This window comes from Actinomyces respiraculi (assembly GCF_014595995.2).
GTDB lineage: Bacteria > Actinomycetota > Actinomycetes > Actinomycetales > Actinomycetaceae > Actinomyces > Actinomyces respiraculi.
The window spans coordinates 2,307,108-2,324,280 of record NZ_CP063989.1; the positions used below are offsets into that span (position 1 = coordinate 2,307,108).

Genomic DNA, 17,173 nt, shown 5'->3' on the forward strand with positions numbered 1-17,173 from the left:
GTGGCCCGTGGGGCCCGGGAGGGGGCGGGGCGGTGCTCGCCCCCTCTACCGGGTCCCGGTTGGGCTCAGATCTCGTCGACCGTGGAGAGCAGGACGCCACCCGGGCGGCGGCCCAGGTCGAAGCCAAGCTCCTCGGAGGCACGGCGGCCGTCGTCGTCGGCGTCGTCCAGGCCGATGACGTTGCCCTCGTGGTCGAGCGCCTCGACGTTAAGGCACAGCGACTGCATCTCCTTCATGAGCACCTTGAAGGACTCGGGGATGCCGGGCTCGGGGATGTCCTGGCCCTTGACGATGGCCTCGTAGACCTTGACACGGCCGTTGACGTCGTCGGACTTGACGGTCAGCAGCTCCTGCAGGGCGTGGGCGGCGCCGTAGGCCTCCATCGCCCACACCTCCATCTCGCCGAAGCGCTGGCCACCGAACTGCGCCTTACCGCCCAGCGGCTGCTGGGTGATCATCGAGTACGGGCCGGTGGAACGGGCGTGGATCTTGTCGTCCACCAGGTGGTGGAGCTTGAGGATGTACATGTAGCCGACCGAGATCGGGTACGGGAAGGGCTCGCCGGAGCGGCCGTCGAACAGGCGGGCCTTGCCGTCGGGCTGGACGAGGTCCAGGCCCTCGGGGTTGGGCAGCGCGGAGGACAGCAGGCCCATGAGCTCGTCGCCGCGCACACCGTCGAAGACGGGGGTGGCCACGGGCGTGCGGGGCTCCGCGCTCACGCCGTTCTCGGGCAGGCGCAGGGCCCACTCCTCACCGGCCTTGCGGGCGGCGGAGGCGTCCCAGCCGCGGGAGGCGACCCAGCCCAGGTGCAGCTCGAGGACCTGGCCGACGTTCATACGGCTGGGCACACCCAGCGGGTTGAGGATGACGTCCACGGGGGTGCCGTCCGCCAGGAAGGGCATGTCCTCGACCGGGTTGATCTTGGAGATGACGCCCTTGTTGCCGTGGCGGCCGGAGAGCTTGTCACCGACGGTGATCTTGCGGCGCTGGGCGATGTAGACGCGCACCATCCGGTTGACGCCGGCGGGCAGCTCGGCGTCCTCGCTGGAGGCGTCGAACTCGCGCACGCCGGTGACGATGCCGTATTCGCCGTGCGGCACGCGCAGGGAGGTGTCGCGCACCTCTCGCGCCTTCTCACCGAAGATCGCGCGCAGCAGGCGCTCCTCGCTGGTGAGCTCGGTCTCCCCCTTGGGGGTGACCTTGCCGACGAGGATGTCGCCGCTGCGGACCTCGGCGCCGATGCGGACGATGCCGCGCTCGTCGAGGTTGGCCAGGGTCTCTTCGGAGACGTTGGGGATGTCGCGGGTGATCTCCTCGGCACCGAGCTTGGTGTCGCGGGCGTCGACCTCGTGCTCCTCGATGTGGATCGAGGTCAGCAGGTCCTCGGCGACGACGCGCTGGGAGATGATGATGGCGTCCTCGTAGTTCAGGCCCTCCCAGGTCATGAAGGCGACGAGGAGGTTCTGGCCGAGCGCCAGGTCGCCGCCCTCGGTGGCGGGGCCGTCCGCCAGGACGCTGCCGGCCTCCACGTGCTCGCCCTCGTTGGCGACGACGAGCTGGTTGTAGCAGTTGCCCTGGTTGGAGCGGCGGAACTTGGCGACCTTGTAGACCGTCTCGGAGCCGTCGTCGTTGGCCACGCGCACGAAGTCCGCGCAGACCTCGGTGACGACACCGGGCTTGGTGGCCACGAGGACGTCGCCGGCGTCGACGGCGGTGCGCCGCTCCATGCCCGTGCCCACGAGCGGGGCGTCGGGGCGGATGAGCGGCACGGCCTGGCGCTGCATGTTCGCACCCATGAGGGCGCGGTTGGCGTCGTCGTGCTCGAGGAAGGGGATGAGGGAGGTACCCACCGACACCATCTGGCGCGGGGAGACGTCCATGAGGTCCACCTCGGCGGCCGCAACCAGGGCGGGCTCGCCGCCGGTGACACGGCACAGGACCCGGTCCTCGACGAAGTGGTGGCTGTCCTCGGTGAGCTCGACGTTGGCCTGGGCGATGACGTGGCGGTCCTCGTCGTCGGCGGTCAGGTAGAGGGTCTCGTCGGTGATCTCACCGTCGCGCACGACGCGGTAGGGGGTCTCGACGAAGCCGAAGGGGTTGATGCGGGCGAAGGTTGCCAGCGAGCCGATGAGGCCGATGTTGGGGCCCTCGGGGGACTCGATGGGGCACATGCGCCCGTAGTGGGAGGTGTGGACGTCTCGCACGTCCATGGAGGCGCGCTCGCGCGAAAGGCCGCCGGGGCCCAGGGCGGACAGGCGGCGCTTGTGCGTCATGCCGGCCAGCGGGTTGTTCTGGTCCATGAACTGGCTCAGCTGGGAGGTGCCGAAGAACTCCTTGATGGCCGCGGTCACGGGGCGGATGTTGATGAGGGTGTTGGGCGTGATGGCCTCGACGTCCTGGGTGGTCATGCGCTCGCGCACCTGACGCTCCATACGGCTCATGCCGGTGCGCACCTGCGACTGGATGAGCTCGCCGACGGCGCGGATGCGACGGTTGCCCAGGTGGTCGATGTCGTCAAACTCGACGGCGACCTCGACGATCTCGCCGTCGCGCACGCCCTCGACGCTCTCCTCGCCGGCGTGCAGCGCCAGGAGGTACTTGATGGCGGCGGTGATGTCCTCGATGCGCAGGACGGAGTCGGCCAGGTCTGCGGCCAGGCCGAGCTTCTTGTTGATCTTGTAGCGGCCGACCTTGGCCAGGTCGTAGCGCTTGGGGTTGAAGTAGAAGTTCTCCAGCAGGGTGCGGCCGGCCTCGACGCTCGGCGGTTCACCGGGGCGGATCTTCTTGTAGATGTCGAGCAGGGCCTCGTCCTGGGTGGTGACCTTGCGGTCCTCGTCGAGGACGCTGGTCAGGGCCGGGTAGGCCTTGAACTCCTCGCGGATCTCCGCCTCGTCCATGCCCAGGGCGAGGAGGAAGACGGTGATGTCCTGCTTGCGCTTGCGGTCCACACGCACGGCGACGTGGTCGTTCTTGTCGATCTCGAACTCGAGCCAGGCACCGCGCGAGGGAATGAACTTGGCGTTGTAGACGTACTTGTCCGTGGCCTTCTCGGTGGCGCGCTCGAAGTAGACGCCCGGGGAGCGCACGAGCTGGGAGACGACGACGCGCTCGGAGCCGTTGACGATGAAGGTGCCCTTGTCGGTCATGAGCGGGAAGTCGCCCATGAAGACGGTCTGCGACTTGATCTCACCGGTCTGGAAATTCTCGAAGTCCGCGACGACGTAGAGGGGGGCGGAGTAGGTGAGGTCCTTCTCCTGGCACTCCTCGGCCGTGTACTTCGGGTCCTCGAAGCGGTGGTCGTGGAAGGACAGGGCCATGGTCTCGCCGAAGTCCTCGATCGGGGAGATCTCGTCGAAGATCTCCTCAAGACCGGAGGTGCTGGGCAGGGAGTCGGGTCGCTCAGCGTTCGCGGCGTTGACGCGCTGGCGCCACGTCGAGTTGCCAACGAGCCAGTCAAAGGACTCGGTCTGCAGGGCGAGAAGGTTCGGAGCCTGCATGGGCTCGGGGATCTTCGCGAAGTTGATGCGACGCGACGCGGTGCGCGCGGCGATGTCAGCAGCAGTAGGTGCAGAGGTGCGCGAGGCAGCCAAAGGGGGATCCTTCCCTCATCTCGGGGATCACTCTGCGTACACTGCGCGATGGCGACCGGGTACGCCGCGGCGGGTCCAGGCCAGGGCCTGTGCTCCGTCGGGCGATCACACTCGCGCTAGTACACACAATGGACGCAAAGCGCTAGCGTACACGCCGCCCCCAGCCGTCTCTATGGCCGGACCCCTCAGGTTCTTGCGATCCCGGACACATTCGTGGATACTGCCCGGCTTTCGCCCGTGGGTGCGTTCCGACGGCGGCCGCGGGTCGGTGCACACGCGTCATGCCCCGCCCACCTGGGGACTGGACAGCGGCGCGGTACTCGTCGGTGGTGGCGGGCCGTCATGCCCCGCCTACCTGGAGACTGGACCGGGTGAGGACCTCCTGTTCCTCCGCACGGCCGTGGAGCCCCGCCCACCTGGGGGCTGGGGTCTGGGGGATGGCCCACCCGTGCCGACGGGCCGTGAGGCCCCGCCCACCTGGGGGCTGGACCGGGATGTGCGCTGAACATGGGCCCCTCCTCGCGTTCCCGGGTGTGGCACGCTCATGCGCCCGCACAACCGCAGCCTCCACAGGCCCCTCCTGGTGTTCCCCGGTGTGGCGGACGCACAGGCGGGCCTGGTTGAGCGCGGCGGGCCTGGTTGGCGTGGTCGGGCTTGGGTGAGTGCGGCGGGTGCGTTGGCGTGGCGGGCCTGGTTGGTGTGGTCGGGCTTGGGTGAGCGCGGCTGGCGTCCGTCGCGGCTCGCAGAGGACTCGGCTACCGCCGTTGATCTCGTTCCTCACAAGTCGATCTCGCTCCTCAGGTTCTGATCTCGTTCCCCAGAAGTCGATCTCGTTCCTTGTACGAACGAGGTCGAGCGCTGGGGAACGAGATGGATGGGCGAGGAACGAGATCGACGGGCGAGGCACGAGGGCGAGGCACGAGATGGACGGGCAGGGACCTGCGCCCGATGCCCGGAAGAGGGGCGGGTGGGCGGGTTGCGCAGGCATGACAGCCGACCCCTCGGCCAGCTCAGAGATGTGGTGGCTCAAACGACCAGGAGGTGGTCCCACCGGCCGACGGCTGGAATCTCCATGTCATGGAGTGGTGAGGCTGGACCCTCAGGCGGTCGGGCCCGCGTCGTCGGCCTGCCCGACGGCCAGCACGCTGCCGACGACGATCCCGGCGCGCTCGGCGGCCCCCTGCGGAAGCTCGACAACTGCGGTGGCGGTCGGCCGCGGCGCCCCCAAGCGCCCAGGCCGGGTCGTGCGCACCGCACGCACACGGCCCGAGCGAGCGACGTAGACGACGTCGATGGCATGACGCATGCCGAAGGTGTGGATCCAGTTGCAACCGCGGATCCACAGGGCTCCGTCGAGTCCGTCCGTGCCCAGCAGGCCGGCATTGCGTTCCTTGCGGTTGCGCGTGACCCACAGGGGCAGGCCGGAGTCGACGCCGTCGATGAGCAGGCGGGCGGGAGCGGTCGGCGAGGCCCACGTGGGGAAGAGTTGAGGCACGGCGCAACCGTAGGCTCGCGGCCGGGCCGCCGTGAAGGGGCCTGCGCCCCGCGCGTGTGCGTCCCCGACCTTCTACGCCGTCATCCCGGCGCTGCTGGCGGCGTGCGCCCCGCGCGTGTGCGTCCCCGGCCACGTGACCGATCGCACCGTGCTGGAGCCGTGCAGCGCTTGCGGTGCGGGGGAGCAGGACCGGTAGTGTGGCACCTGCCAAAGACCGCAGGTCTCCCGGTCCGCGAGGATCAGGACCAAGTTCGGCGCCCATGGGCGGCGAGGCCGGCGCAGGTGAGAACGAGACCCCTCCGCGTCGTGCGGAGTGAGAGCCCCGTGCCTTGCCGGCGCGGGGCTTCTTCCGTTTCTAGGCACGGACACCTGCGGCAGACCACGGAAGGAGGGCCCATGGCAAGGCCTGACAAGGAGGCGGCTGTCGCCGAGCTCGCGAGCAAGTTCCGCGACTCCGGTGCCGTGCTGCTGACTGAGTACCGCGGGCTGACCGTCGCCGAGCTCAAGGAGCTGCGTCGTTCGCTCGCCGGTCACGCCGAGTACACCGTGGTGAAGAACACGCTTGCCGCCATCGCTGCCCGCAAGGCCGGCCTGGAAGCCTTCGCTGACGACCTCAAGGGCCCCACCGCCCTGACCTTCGTCACCGGTGAGCCGGTCGAGGCCGCCAAGGCCCTGCGTGACTTCGCCAAGGACAACGCCAAGCTCGTCGTCAAGGGTGGTGTCATGGACGGTAACGTCCTCAACGCCGCTGAGGTCGAGAAGTTGGCTTCGCTCGAGTCCCGTGAGGTGCTGCTCGCCAAGGCTGCTGGCGCTATGAAGGCGTCGCTGTCCAAGGCTGCGTACCTCTTCGTCGCGCCCGCCTCCAAGGCGGTTCGCACTGTCGACGCCCTGCGCGAGAAGCAAGAGGCCGCGGCCTGAGCCGCGTGCGTCACCCCTCACACCACAACACAGACCCTGTGCTGAACATAGACGGTGCAGGACCCTTTTTCAGGAAGGAACGCCCATCATGGCGAAGCTGACCACCGACGAGCTCATCGAGGCTTTCAAGGAGCTCACCCTCATCGAGCTGTCCGAGTTCGTGAAGGCCTTCGAGGAGACCTTCGACGTCACCGCTGCCGCTCCGGCCGCCGTTGCCGTTGCCGCCGCCCCCGGTGCCGCCGCCCCCGGCGCTGCTGAGGAGGAGAAGGACGAGTTCGACGTCATCCTCGAGGCTGCCGGCGACAAGAAGATCGGCGTCATCAAGGAGGTGCGCGCACTGACTTCCCTCGGCCTGAAGGAGGCCAAGGAGCTGGTCGACGGCGCTCCCAAGGCCGTCCTCGAGGGCGTCAACAAGGAGACCGCTGAGAAGGCCAAGGCTCAGCTTGAGGGCGCCGGTGCCACCGTCACTCTCAAGTGAGTCCTACCCCGACGCCGTCGGCTGCCGCCTAGTGGTGGCTTGACGGAAGGGGACCTGCTATGCCCCGTCCACCAATGGTGGGCGGGGCACAGTGATGTCTGGGGGCTGATGAGTGGTACTTGGTTGTGGCCAGCTACACACATGGCTGTAACGGCAGGATTGCGGGCATCGCGATGCGGTTGCGGCTGTATTACGGGCCGGACGGTGGTTGAATGGCGGTAGTTCCCCGTGGTGTCAACACAGGCACCTTCCCCATCCCACCCCAGGAGACCACGATGACGATGAGGCATGGTGCTCTGGCTCGGCGAACCGGCAACGGTCTGAGGTTGAGCCGGTTCCTGAAGTCGCTAGGTGCGGTGGCGCTCGCTGGCGCCCTAGCCCTGAGCGTCCCCACGTCCGCTGTTGCGGAGGAGCCGGGCGCGCCGACGATCCCAAGCTGCCCCGAGGACACGTTCTGCGTGGACAGCACGAACAAGACAACGGTGGACAACGTTCCGGAACTGACACTTGGTGACGGGCAGAGTGGCCCCTTCGCATTGTCACCAGGTGATTCGATCAGGGGCGGCTTCGATGTGAAGAATACGGGCAGCCGGGAAGCAAGAGTCGTCGTGACCATGGCCTGGACGAACGAGCGCTGCGTGGGGGCATCATTCGCGGATGACCCTTTCCTCATGAGTCTGCCGCATCCCGGTGGGAAGACCACGTTCTACTCTCCAGGGATGGACGCCAAGGTTGACTACAGCGGCGGCAGCCTGGTCGCTGAGAGTCTCCGGTGCAATGGCACGAGGGAGACCGCAGTGCTGACGGTGGCCCCAGGTGAGACCCTCACCTTTGACGCTCGGATTGCTTTCCCGTTCATGGAAAACGGGAATGACACCCAGAAAGAGAAAGTCTCTATCGACTTCAGGATCAAGTTGGAAGTTGATGATCCGACCAAGATCCCGGTCCCGGCTGCCCCTGGCGTGAATGACCCTTGTGGGCCGGACAACGCGACGTGGCAGGTCCCTGAGAATACCGATCAGCTGGATTGGACGCTGGCGGCGGACGGGACCTTGAGCGTTACCCCGAAACCTGGGTTCGAGTTCGAAGGCGGCGAGGCCAGCCACTCGTTCGGAAAGGCCCAGGATTCTGGGGTGGCCTGCCCGACCCCGACGCCGACTCCGAGCGCTACGCCTACCGAGGTGACCCCAAGCCCGACGCCTAGCCCGAGCCCGACGCCTACGCCGAGTCTGTCGCCGACCCCGACGCCGACGCCGTCTGCTACGCCTAGCCCGACGCCGACCCCCACGTCGAGCCCGACCCCCACACCTAGCCCGACGCCTACGCCGACGCCGACGCCGACGCCGACGCCGAGTCTGTCGCCGACCCCGAGCCCGACCCCCACACCGACGGAGACACCGTCTCCGATGCCGACGCCGAGCACTACGCCTACCGAGGTGACCCCGAGCCCGACCCCCACACCTAGCCCGACCCCTACGCCTAGCCCGACACCTAACCCGACCCCCACACCTAGCCCGTCGCCGACCCCGGTCATCCCGAGCCCCTCGATCAGCCCGGCACCTGAGCCTGGGCCGAGTTCTTCAGCCCCAGTGCCCGGCGTGTCGCCGCAGCCCACTGCTCAACCCACTGCTCCGGGTGCCCCGGAGCCGTCGGTGATACCCAGCCGTCCGAATCGTCCGAGCCTGGCCTCCACCGGTGCGAACCTCACTGGTGTGGCCGCCGGCGTTGGCGGTCTTGTCGTTGCCGGCGGACTGCTTCTCCTGGCCCGCCGCCGGGAACTTCATGGCTGAGCTCACAACTGCGCCCTGAGCAACGGCTTACCCCGTCCACCACCCCAGGTGGAGGGCCGTCTGGTTAACGGTGTGAGTGATGGTTTCCCTGGTGGTGGGTGCTGGGCGTGGGCATGCGGTCAGCGAAGGTGGCGGCAAAGGCGTTCGGGGCGGGCTTTGCAGCGCGTGCCCCGTCTGGTTTGGCCGGTGCCCCTGGGGTCCAAGGGTTTCACGGTCAGGTCGAGCGTCTTGAACGCGGCCTGCTCGGCCGGGAAGTGGCCGCGGACTCTCACCGCCCTGCAGAACCTGGCACTGAGCGGCTCGATCGCCCTCGTGGAGCACAGCACACCTCTGGGGCACGTCCCGACCCTCCCTTGAGAAAGCAAGCCCGAACAAAACCCCGGACACTTCACGGCAATGACCACCACGCCAGGGGACACACCCGGGAGGAGGAGGAATGGCAACACATTGTCCGCAATTCTGAGGCTGAGACCAGGGGCGTTCGCCCCATACTGGAGGGCGATTCGGGGCGCGCGGAGCGGGTGCCCGGCGCTCGAGCCGTGAGACAGTGGCGACCGTGCACCTCGTGTCGTCCGTGTTCCCGGTCCTCGTCGCCCTCACCGTCCTGGCCGCCTGCGCCGCTGCGGTCTACGGGCCGGCGTCGCGCTTCGCACGCGAGTACCTTGATGCGCTACTCGTTGATGCGCTGCGTGGTGCCGACGGGACCGCGGAGGAGCCCGCGCTGCGCGCTGCCCCGAATCGGCGTGCCCTCCTACTCCCCCATTGGCAGATGGCGCTGTTTCTCGTCGTCGCCTGCGCGGCCGGCTGCGCCGCACTCGGCTCTGGCCGCTGGTGGGAGCTGTCTCTCGCCCTGCCGATGATGGCCGCGCTGACGGTGGCCGGTAGCACGGATGCCGTCTGCCACCGTCTGCCGAACGGTCTGCTCGGCCCGGCGGCACTGTGGGCCGCGGCCTGCGTCGTCATTGAGGTCGTGGCGCGCCTGGCGGCGGGGGGCGGGCTCTCTCAGGCCCTCGCGCCTGTGGGCGAGTCGCTGGCGGCCGCGGCCGGGCTGGGGGCCGTCACCCTTCTGCTCGCGCTGGTGCCTTCGGGCCTGGGCATGGGCGATGTCAAGCTGTGTGCGCTCACCGGGCTCTGGCTCGGGCGTTTCGGCTGGGCCGTGCCGGTGGCGGGCGTCGTCGCGGGCCTGTTCATCGCGGGCACGGTGGCGATCGTGCTCATGGTGCTGCGTCTGGCCCGCAGGGACACGATGATCGCCATGGGCCCGTACCTCATCGTGGGGGCCGTGGCCGCCTGGGCCCTGGCGGTCGCCTGAGCCCGGCAGGCAGCGCGGGACGCGGGGATCGCACCCGGCAGCGTGCTGGCCGTCGCCCCGGCGGCGGGCACCGGGGCGGACGAGGTTACAGGAGGGTGAGCCCGGCCTCGAGGGTGGCGCGGTCCTGCTCGAAGTCGCGGGAGGCGTCCCAACGCAAGAGCATGACCGCCCGGTTGACGTCGCCGTCGCGCACGACCCACAGGCAGCCGGGGTAGTCGCCCTGCCGGTTCCACAGGAAGTCGACGCGCTGACCCTTCAACGAGTCGTTGGAGAAGGTCGACACCGCCGAGTCGCGCAGCGCCGCCACCCCAGGGTCGTTGAGGAAGCCCGTGACGGCCTCAGACAGTGAGGCTCCGGTGAGCCCGTCCCCGGCCATGACGGCGCCCCGCGTCGTGGACGAGATGCGGTCGGTCCACGCCCTCGTCCAGGGGCTGGCGCCGTTGCTCTCATCCGGCCGACCGACGTCGTTCCAGTCCTCGCCCACAAGGAGCGACAGGCCGGCGGCCTGACGACGCTGCCAGCCCTCGGCCGGCGTCACGAGCTCCGGCTCGTCGGCCAGGGCCAGGCCTGCACCGAAGGAGGCGATCATGTCCTTGTCCACCGACGGGCCGAACAGGACGACGACGGCCGCTGTGAAGCCGTTGGTGAGCGACCACACGGCACCCGCGCCCGCGGAGGACGTCAGCGACTGGCGCGAGCCGCCGTCGATCTCCTCAATCTCACCAACCGCGACCTCCCCGCCGACGATCTGGCCGAGCGAGGTGACGCTGAGGGTGACGGACGCGTTGTCCTCAGCGCCAGGCCCCCACAGGCGGGCGAGGACGAGGTCGGAGGTGGGGATCTCGGGCGTGCTGTTGGTCCAGCAACGGTCCCAGTAGAAGTCGGTGGACCCGCTCTCCTGGAAGAAGAGGCTCATCCCGACCGGCAGCGGGATCGTCAGCGGCTCCATGACCTCCTGCGCCCAGTCCTCGGGGACCTGGGCCTCCTCCCCGCTGTCCGAGCCGTCGTCGGAGCAGCCGACGAGGACGTGCGCACCGGCCGCGGTGAGCGCGACGGCACCGCAGGATCGGAGCAGGAAACGTCGGGAGAGTGCCATGGGGGCTCCTTACAAGACTGTCGGCGCACGGTATGACTGTCACGGGACAGCATGGACGTATCGCACGCTACCGGTCGCCCCGCGCCTCAGGCCAGGGGCGTTCACCCCGCACGACGGGGCGGGCGACGTGGTGCCCGTGCCCGGTGCCGAGCGTCGACGTCATCTCCTGCGGCCCACGCCGCAGACGGTCCTGTTCCTCGTCCTCGGAGGCCTGGCCTGCACGGTCACGCTCGTCGGTTCGTTGGGCGCCCATCGGGCTGGGCGGGCTGCCCTATCTCATCGTCGGTGCGTACACCGTGTGGGCCCTCGCGGTCCTGTGAGCCACGGCCGGCGGCAGCGCCCGTTCGGGCCGCTCAGACCGGGGCGGCGGTCGCCGAGCACATCGACATGAGCGCCACGGAGGTCTCCTCGAGCCCTCCCCGGTCAGGGCGGCGAGGCGCTCGAAGGCGCTGGCGGACAGGTCGGCGGAGTCCACCTCGGTGAGGGCGGCGGGCTCGGGGTCGACCCGCTGGGCGGCGAGGTCGACGAGCCAGGACTCGAGGGCGGCGTTGCTGGCCGGGGTGACGGGTACGACCAGCTCGGTGCGCTCCAGCCCTCCCGACACCCCGTCCCCCGCGGGGGCCTGGGCGAGGGAGGAGACGCTGAGTGCGGACAGGGCGCCGTCGAGCTGACGCTCGGCGATGACCTGGACGAGTGCTCCGTCACGGCGTTGCCACGTCCAGCTCAGGGTCGTCGCCCCGGCGTCGGGGTCGAGGACCGAGCGGTGGAGGACGGTGCCGACGGCGTCGAGGGCTGCGTCGTTCCTCAGCGGCAGGGCAAGGTCGACGACGACGGGGGCGGCGGACGGGTCGGCGGTGTTAAGGCCCAGCAGGGGTGCTCGGAGCAGGCCGGTGGCACGTGAGGCGGAGTCGTCGGAGGCGAGTCCTTCCCATGTGTCGCAGGGCGGCGTGTCCTGGGTGCCGCAGGCGAGCTCCTCGAGGCCGATGAGCACGCCCGCGCCGCCGAAGCCCGCTGGGCCGGCGGCCTCGTCCTCGTCCTGGCCCTCTCCCCACAGCTCGTCCCAGGAGGGGGCGACATGGGCGGCGGGGCGGGCGCTCCGGTCGACGACGGCGGGGCGGCTCCCACCGGTCAGCGTCCCGGTGCCGGCGGCGGCGCGGACGGCGCGTTCGTCGCTCGCGGCGGGCAACTCGACGGCACCCGTGGGTGCCACGACGGGTCCCACCGTGGCGCAGGTGGAGGAGTCGACCATGCACAGCACCCGATGGAAGGCTCCGGTGACGACGCCGAGGAGGACGAGCGCGATGACGATGACCACACCGATCATCGTCCGGTAGCCGCGCAGGCCCGGCTCGACGCGCAGTGCCGGGTCCGGCCTCAGTGCCCGGAGCCGATGATCATCGTGACGATGACGCTGGACATGGCGGCGCCATCCTCGTCACGTGCGCGGTGACAGAGCGTGCGCAGGTAGGAGCGAGCCCTGCATCCGACGTCTCTCATGCCTCGACCACCGGGATGTCGGTCAGGCGCAGGGCGATGGCCTCCTTGTCCTTGCCGTTGCCGGGCAGGTCGAGCGTCACCGTGTCCTGACCGGTGTCCGGCCACACCACGGGGACGAGGACAGGGGTGTCCGGCCCCCGCACGGAGAGCGCGGACCGGTTGGTCATCGGCCACAACCCACCCGAACTACCAACTCTCTGCATCGGCAGGTAACGAATCGCCCCGTTCAGAAGAGTGAGGGAGCAGGCGCTCGTGGTCACGATGCCCCAGTAGCTCTGCCACCTGGGCGGCATGTGGAACGCCTGCAGCTCGAAGTGGACTGTATCCGTATCCGAGGACAGCAGGACCCGGCCGATGAGATAGCCATCCACCCGCTGCACCTGCTCCAACGACACGTGCAAGGTCTTCCCCTTATAGGTCACATCCACACCCTCCGCACCGGTCCCCACAGGACCAGCCGGCTCAGGCACCTCACCCCCACCAGCAGCCACCGGCCCACCCTCACCCTCCGCACGGTCAGACGGCCTCAGCACCACCTCCACACGACGATTGACCGCACGATTCTCATCCGAGTCATTGGGAACACGAGGCTCGGACTCACCCTTGCCCGCGAGCGACACCTGCCACCCCGACAGATCAGCCAGCTGCCCCAGCCGGTCACCCACCGCCTGAGCGCGACGCTCAGACAGCTCCTGATTATGCGCATCAGAGTCCACATCATCCGTATGACCCGTAACCGCCAGGCCACCACCAGACGGGAAACGACCCAACGCCGCCGTCACCGACGCCAGCACCCCATCCGCATCCGCACTCAACTCCGCCGAGTCCGACGCAAACGTCACATCACTCGACAGCACCACCGTCGTGGCATCAACCCCATCTTCTGTCGCCGACGACCCATCATCAGACCCCACAAGCGCCCGCAACGGGAACGGGCCCGCATCCTCAAGATCCGGCGACGAGGCCGCCAGCGCCGCCCCCACATCAAACACATCCGTCGACCCCACCACCGGAACCCTCGGGAACACACCGAAGTTCGGCAGGAACAACGCCACCTCCTCCGTGCCCTCCGGCACCGCAGCAAACACCGGATTCAGCACCAGCGGCTCCTCAGCACTGACACTGGTGAACACGCCCTCGTTGTTTCCCCCACTCTCCAGGTAGCAGGTCGAGGCCCCCAGATCCAACATCCGGATATCACCAATGAAGTCACCAGGAATATTGAAGCTGGAGAACGAGGTTCCCAGCGAGGCCTCACCCTCGGTCGGGAACAGGGACATATGAACCAGCGTGACACCCTCCGCCACCACCGCCGGCCCGACGTTGATCGTCCACTCCTCCCCCGTCACGCTCCCCGTGAGGGTCAGAGGGGAGGATGTCGATCCGGAAGGGGACACAGTCGCTGTCGCCGAGGGCGCAGCAGACGAACCAGCCACCGGGGTCTCCGGCGACCCCGACGGGCCACAGGCCGCCAGAACCGCAGCACCACCCAGAGCGACACCACCGGTCAGCACAACACGACGGGTGACAAACGGACGAGACTTCATCACAGCAGCGCTCCTCACTCGGTTCAGTCGAACAGGGACCCGACCACCACGAGCATAGAGGGCCGTATCGTGGCTGTGGATCCCCATGCCAAGGGTCGTGCTCCCCATACGGAATGGGCTCGGGCACTTGACGTGCCCGAGCCCATTACCTACCGAACAGCTGGCGGATCAGCGGCCGAAGACGCTCTTGAGCGCCTCCTCGACCTTGCTCTGGATGTTAACGCCCTTGAGAGCGACCATGACGGCGGCGACGACGAGCATGGCGATGACGGTTGCGTACTCGGCCGCGCCGACACCGCACTCGCCATGATGCTGGCCGCAGCCGTGGCACGGGGGTTCAGCGGAATCAACATCGGAGACAAGGTCACCTGCGCGCTCTCTTCCGTGTTCGGCGACGGCGGTGCCTGCACCGCGGGCGTCTCAACGGACGACGGGATGCGCGTGGACCCCGGGCAAAACGTCGTCGAGGACGAGTTACGCGCAGAACGAGAACGGATCGGGCCAGTGCAAGGTCTCTGACTCCAAGAAGATCGAGGTCTCGGGATCGATGGGCAAGGACAATCTCAAGGTCGGTGACGCCGAGGGCTCGGGCACCGCAACCTTCAGCAGCACTAAGAGCTACGCCGTCGACGAGAACGGCGACAAGGGAGAGCTGACCGGTACGGAGTTCACGACCCAGTACGAGCTCGAAGGCAGTGCCGGGGCGGCGGCCGAGGCCGTGGAGAAGGAGGTCGAGGGAGAGGACAGCAACGGCGACGACACCTCACCGTTCACCGGGGCCGGCAAGACACAAACCGGTTACCAGCACCAGACGACGGTGACGATCGACGTCACCAAGTTGAGCCCCGCCGAGCGCGAGGTCGTCGAGAACTACGTCAACTCGGTGTCCTCCAAGAGCCCCGTCCTGCCCAGCACGACACTCAACCCCTCAGGCAAGCCCGACGCCGACGACCAACTGGGCAACATCATCCACCAACACGCCCAGGTGACGACGTCGACCTACGAGGTCGACTCCGCCAGCGAGGAGAACAAGTACAACTACTGGCTCACCGAGTACCACGAGTCGCAGGAGTACGAGCACCGAAGGCTTATCGATCAACAGTACCTCCAGGCACCTGACAGTTCCGGGGAGCGCCATTACGCGGACACCGGTGCCGCCAAAAACTGAGAGGGCAAGGCCCCTCGCCGGCCTCCGGCTACGATCCTGTTGTCGCGTTCATTGAGAGGAGTGCTGATATGACTCAGATGCATACCCGTACAACCCGCCGCCATGTGCTCGCTCTGGGTGCCGGTCTGCCAATCCTGGCCCTGGCAGCCGCCTGCAGCAAGGAGAGCCCCTCCCCCGCTGAAAGCGCGTCCCAGCAGGCCAGCGCGCAGGCCACCGGAAGCGCGGTGACGCCCACGTCCTCCGGGCAGGGCGTCGATCTCGGGGCGGAGCGCGAGGACCCGCAGGTCGTACCGTCCTCTGCGTCTACTAAGGGCGAGGCCTTCGAGGCCGCAGCCGACGTCCACTTGACGGTGCCCGCCGTGCTCCGACACGCCAGCACCCAGAACGGTCAGACCCGTTGGCTGTACTACAAGGACGACAACGACTTCGGCCTTCTCGACGTCGTTGTCAACCCCTTCACCTGGGAGAACGCCGCCGAGGAGGCGGACGACCAGTGGCAGGAGTACCTCGCGGACACGACGTCGACATCCGCGCTCGTCCAGGTCAGCTGGTCGGGGGCCTCCGACCTGACTTTTGACACTTGGTGTGGGGCTGGGTGGTTTTGGTTGGGTTTTCGTTGATTTTGTGCGGCTGCAGGGGGCGGGTTGGGTCACTAAGGAGGCTGGTTATGATGGGGTTTGTGAGCCCGTTCATCCGTCAAGTGCGTACCGCCTCGGGGGCCACGGCCGTGCAGATCGCGGTCAAGGAAGGCCGACGTAACAAGGTTGTTGAGCACATCGGTTCTGCTCATACCCCTGGCGAGCTTGCTGCCTTGGTCCAGGTCGCGCAAGAAAAGCTCCATCCCGGCCAGCTCCAGCTGGACCTGGACCTCCCGTCGGGGTCGGCAGGCTCCAGGCCGGGTGTGCATGGGGACTACCAGCAGACGGCCATTGGCGCAGCGCACCTGGTTTCCCACCGCAGCGGCTTGTTGTGGCAAGTCCTTTGCGATGCTTGGCAGGATCTTGGCTTTGACCAAGCGGTGGACGATGAGGCCTTCAAGCAGATTGTCCTGGCCCGGCTGATCGAACCCACTAGCAAGAGCGCTATAGCAGCGATGTTGACCAGCTTGGGGCTGGAGTCCTTTGACTCACGCACCCACTTTCGTGCCCTGACCCGTTGCGTGGAGCGTGATTACCGCTCTGCTCTGGCTCGTGCGGCCTTGGAGCATTGCCTGGCCTGTGGGGATGTGTCCTTGGTGTTGTACGACGTGACTACCTTGTACTTCGAAGCAGAGAAAGAAGACGCGCTGCGCAAGGTCGGCTACTCCAAAGAACGCCGCGTGGATCCCCAGATCCTGGTCGGCCTGCTAGCAGACCGTAACGGTTTCCCGTTGGAGGTCTCCTGCTGGGAAGGCAACAAAGCCGAGACCCACACCCTCATCCCTACCATCGAGGCCTTCAAGCAACGCGCCGGGGCGGAGCACCTAGTAGTCGTAGCTGATGCCGGGATGCTCTCCAGCGCTAACTTGCAGGCGCTTGACCAAGCCGGCTACGGCTTCATTGTCGGGGCCAGACAGACCAAGGCACCCCTGGACCTCCAAGCGCACTTCTTCTGGCACGGGGACTGCTTCACCGACGGGCAGACCATTGACACAATCACCCCACGCCACGGTGGTAAACAAGAACGCAATCAGCACCTCAAGGACGAACCGGTCTGGCACCCACAGACACACCCGGGCTCGTGGCGGGCGATCTGGGTCTACTCGCGTAAACGCGCCGCCAGGGACAGCAAGACCCTTACCCTCCAGGAAAACCGGGCCAGAGCCATCGTTGCCGGGGAAAAAGCCATGCGCTCAGCCAGGTTTGTCACCACCAGCTCCTCAGGAAGAGGCCTGGATGAAAAGGCCCTGGCCAGAGCGCGGCGTCTAGAAGGGCTAAAGGGCTATGTCACCAACATCCCCGCCCGCACTATGAGCGCCAGCGAGATCGTGGCCGACTACCACAATCTGTGGAAGGTGGAACAGTCCTTCCGCATGTCCAAACACGACCTACGCGCCCGCCCGGTCTTCCACCACACCCGCCAAGCCATCGAGGCCCACCTGACCGTGGTCACCGCCGCCCTAGCCGTAGCCCGCCACCTCCAGGCCGCGACCGGTGTCTCCATCAAGAAGATCGTGCAAGCCCTACGACCCGTCATCGACGTCACCATCAACATCAACGGACACGAGCTCACAGCCACCAGCCAACCCCAAGGCCAAGCCGCCAACATCCTGGCCAGCCTCACCAACAAAACGGGTCACTAAC

The 17,173-nt window shown here is 67.7% G+C and carries 14 protein-coding genes and 1 pseudogene; 7 read left to right on the forward strand and 8 right to left on the reverse strand.

All coding sequences use genetic code 11. The features are described from left to right. Nucleotides 1–65: 65 nt before the first annotated feature. Both rpoB and ID810_RS09630 read right to left on the reverse strand, forming a co-directional pair. Complete coding sequence (gene rpoB, locus ID810_RS09625) at nucleotides 66–3,590, reverse strand: DNA-directed RNA polymerase subunit beta (RefSeq protein ID WP_166856100.1); 3,525 nt, start codon at nucleotides 3,588–3,590, stop codon at nucleotides 66–68. A 1,099-nt stretch (nucleotides 3,591–4,689) separates the two neighbouring features. Continuing rightward, nucleotides 4,690–5,085, reverse strand: a complete 396-nt coding sequence (locus tag ID810_RS09630; RefSeq protein WP_166856103.1) for a DUF192 domain-containing protein — start codon at nucleotides 5,083–5,085, stop codon at nucleotides 4,690–4,692. A gap of 396 nt (nucleotides 5,086–5,481) precedes the next feature. On the opposite strand from ID810_RS09630, the gene rplJ reads away from it, so the two are divergent. After that, nucleotides 5,482–6,003 carry a 50S ribosomal protein L10 gene (gene rplJ, locus ID810_RS09635; RefSeq protein WP_166856105.1) on the forward strand — a complete coding sequence of 174 codons (522 nt, stop codon included), beginning with the start codon at nucleotides 5,482–5,484 and terminating at the stop codon, nucleotides 6,001–6,003. 88 nt (nucleotides 6,004–6,091) lie between these two features. Next, nucleotides 6,092–6,481 (forward strand): 50S ribosomal protein L7/L12, encoded by a 390-nt coding sequence (gene rplL, locus ID810_RS09640; RefSeq protein WP_166856107.1) that lies wholly within the window; start codon nucleotides 6,092–6,094, stop codon nucleotides 6,479–6,481. 1,018 nt (nucleotides 6,482–7,499) lie between these two features. On the opposite strand, the gene ID810_RS09645 is transcribed toward rplL, so the two are convergent. Together ID810_RS09645 and ID810_RS12515 are read right to left on the reverse strand one after the other, a co-directional pair. Beyond that, complete coding sequence (locus tag ID810_RS09645; RefSeq protein ID WP_166856109.1) at nucleotides 7,500–8,015, reverse strand: hypothetical protein; 516 nt, start codon at nucleotides 8,013–8,015, stop codon at nucleotides 7,500–7,502. 320 nt (nucleotides 8,016–8,335) lie between these two features. Beyond that, a pseudogene (locus tag ID810_RS12515) lies at nucleotides 8,336–8,603 on the reverse strand (transposase); the annotation flags it as partial. 233 nt (nucleotides 8,604–8,836) lie between these two features. Here ID810_RS12515 and ID810_RS09650 point away from each other — a divergent pair. Next, nucleotides 8,837–9,583: an A24 family peptidase gene (locus tag ID810_RS09650; RefSeq protein ID WP_166856111.1), complete on the forward strand. Its 747-nt coding sequence runs from the start codon at nucleotides 8,837–8,839 to the stop codon at nucleotides 9,581–9,583. 85 nt (nucleotides 9,584–9,668) lie between these two features. Here the strand turns inward: ID810_RS09650 and ID810_RS09655 are convergent, their stop codons facing one another. The 4 genes from ID810_RS09655 to ID810_RS09665 all read right to left on the reverse strand — a co-directional run bounded on the left by ID810_RS09655 (nucleotide 9,669) and on the right by ID810_RS09665 (nucleotide 13,456). Next, nucleotides 9,669–10,679, reverse strand: a complete 1,011-nt coding sequence (locus ID810_RS09655; protein ID WP_166856113.1) for a hypothetical protein — start codon at nucleotides 10,677–10,679, stop codon at nucleotides 9,669–9,671. A gap of 271 nt (nucleotides 10,680–10,950) precedes the next feature. Beyond that, a complete protein-coding gene (locus ID810_RS09660; protein WP_166856115.1) occupies nucleotides 10,951–11,994 on the reverse strand; it encodes a hypothetical protein in 1,044 nt (347 codons plus the stop codon). A gap of 59 nt (nucleotides 11,995–12,053) precedes the next feature. After that, the gene (locus tag ID810_RS12675) at nucleotides 12,054–12,176 is read right to left on the reverse strand and encodes a hypothetical protein (RefSeq protein ID WP_268916211.1); all 123 of its coding nucleotides are present in this window, start codon (nucleotides 12,174–12,176) and stop codon (nucleotides 12,054–12,056) included. After that, nucleotides 12,173–13,456 (reverse strand): OmpA family protein, encoded by a 1,284-nt coding sequence (locus ID810_RS09665; protein ID WP_166856133.1) that lies wholly within the window; start codon nucleotides 13,454–13,456, stop codon nucleotides 12,173–12,175. The genes ID810_RS12675 and ID810_RS09665 overlap by 4 nt, the downstream gene beginning before the upstream one ends. A 573-nt stretch (nucleotides 13,457–14,029) precedes the next feature. Here ID810_RS09665 and ID810_RS09670 point away from each other — a divergent pair. The 4 genes from ID810_RS09670 (at nucleotide 14,030) to ID810_RS09685 (ending at nucleotide 17,172) form a co-directional block, all read left to right on the forward strand. Further along, nucleotides 14,030–14,242: a hypothetical protein gene (locus ID810_RS09670; RefSeq protein WP_166856135.1), complete on the forward strand. Its 213-nt coding sequence runs from the start codon at nucleotides 14,030–14,032 to the stop codon at nucleotides 14,240–14,242. Nucleotides 14,243–14,270: 28 nt separating this feature from the next. Further along, a complete protein-coding gene (locus tag ID810_RS09675) occupies nucleotides 14,271–14,891 on the forward strand; it encodes a hypothetical protein (protein ID WP_166856137.1) in 621 nt (206 codons plus the stop codon). A gap of 68 nt (nucleotides 14,892–14,959) precedes the next feature. Continuing rightward, the gene (locus ID810_RS09680; protein WP_166856139.1) at nucleotides 14,960–15,511 is read left to right on the forward strand and encodes a hypothetical protein; all 552 of its coding nucleotides are present in this window, start codon (nucleotides 14,960–14,962) and stop codon (nucleotides 15,509–15,511) included. Between the two features lie 59 nt (nucleotides 15,512–15,570). Continuing rightward, nucleotides 15,571–17,172, forward strand: a complete 1,602-nt coding sequence (locus tag ID810_RS09685) for an IS1634 family transposase (protein WP_166858839.1) — start codon at nucleotides 15,571–15,573, stop codon at nucleotides 17,170–17,172. Nucleotide 17,173 lies beyond the last annotated feature (1 nt).